Source organism: Rhizobium sp. 18055, from assembly GCF_902706285.1.
GTDB lineage: Bacteria > Pseudomonadota > Alphaproteobacteria > Rhizobiales > Rhizobiaceae > Rhizobium.
This window is the reverse complement of sequence record NZ_CACSKD010000052.1, coordinates 1-1,193: the sequence shown is the minus strand read 5'-3', so window position 1 is coordinate 1,193 and position 1,193 is coordinate 1. Positions and strand designations below refer to the sequence as shown.

1 protein-coding gene is annotated in these 1,193 nt (G+C 57.3%); it reads left to right on the top strand.

Translation table 11 applies throughout. The features are described 5' to 3' along the window. The first annotated feature begins 58 nt into the window (after positions 1-58). A protein-coding gene (locus GVL52_RS27820) for an IS3 family transposase (RefSeq protein WP_160012638.1) occupies positions 59-1,185 on the top strand; the annotation gives its coding sequence in 2 pieces (ribosomal slippage) (positions 59-302 and positions 302-1,185; 1,128 coding nt in all). Positions 1,186-1,193 lie beyond the last annotated feature (8 nt).

The window sequence follows — 1,193 nt, the reverse complement described above, 5'->3', positions numbered from 1 at the left end:
TGAATAGCCCCTAGATTTGTAGACGCCTTCTCCCCTAAACTTGAGGCAGGAGGCCTATATGGGCAAAGGCAATTTCACAGAAGAGTTCAAACGTGACGCGGTGCGTCAGATCACTGAGCGGGGCTATCCGGTAGCGGAGGTCTCGCAGCGGCTGGGGGTCAGCCCGCATTCGCTCTACGAGTGGAAGAAGAAGTTCGGCACATCGAACGTCAAAGACAGCGATGAGGCCGAGGAGATCAGACGGCTGAAGAAGGAACTGGCTCGCGTCACCGAGGAGCGCGACATCCTAAAAAAAGCGGCCGCGTACTTCGCCAGGGATGCAAAGTGAAGTACGCATTCATTGCCCTGCATCGCCTGCGGTTCTCGGTGCGGACGATGTGTCGGCTTCTCCATGTTCACCCGAGCGGTTTCTACGCCTGGCTGAAGAACCCGTCGAGTAAGCGGGCCAGCGAGGACAAACGACAGACCGATCTCCTGTTTCAGGCTTGGGAAGAGAGCGGTAAGGTCTATGGCTATCGCAAGCTTCATGACGATTTGCTCGATCAGGGAGAGATGTGCTGCCCGAACCGCGTCGCGCGTCTGACAAGGCTTGCCGGGATCAAGGCTGAGATCGGTTACAAGCGTCGTCCTGGCAAATATGGCGGCAGGCCTTCCGTCGTTGTCGACAATACGCTCGACCGGCAATTTGACGTCGAGGCTGCGGACAAGGCATGGGTCACGGACATCACCTATATCCGGACCGTCGAGGGCTTCGCCTACCTCGCTGTCGTCATCGATCTCTATTCCCGCCGGGTGATCGGCTGGGCAATGCAGAGCCGTCAAACCACCGACGTCGTGCTGCAGGCGCTGCTCATGGCGGTGTGGCGACGCAAGCCGAAGGATCAGGTATTGGTCCACTCGGATCAAGGCTCGCAGTTCACCAGCATGGACTGGGCATCGTTCCTCAAGCACCACAATCTGGTTCACTCGATGAGCCGACGCGGCAACTGCCATGACAATGCGGTAGCTGAAAGCTTCTTCAATCTTCTGAAGCGGGAGCGGATACGTCGCAAGGTCTACCGTTCACGCGATGAAGCTCGCCAGGACGTGTTCGACTACATCGAAATGTTCTACAACCCCAAACGCAAGCACGTCAGAAACGGAATGCTGTCACCCGTCGAGTTCGAGCGCTTGCAGAAAACATAACGCGAGGG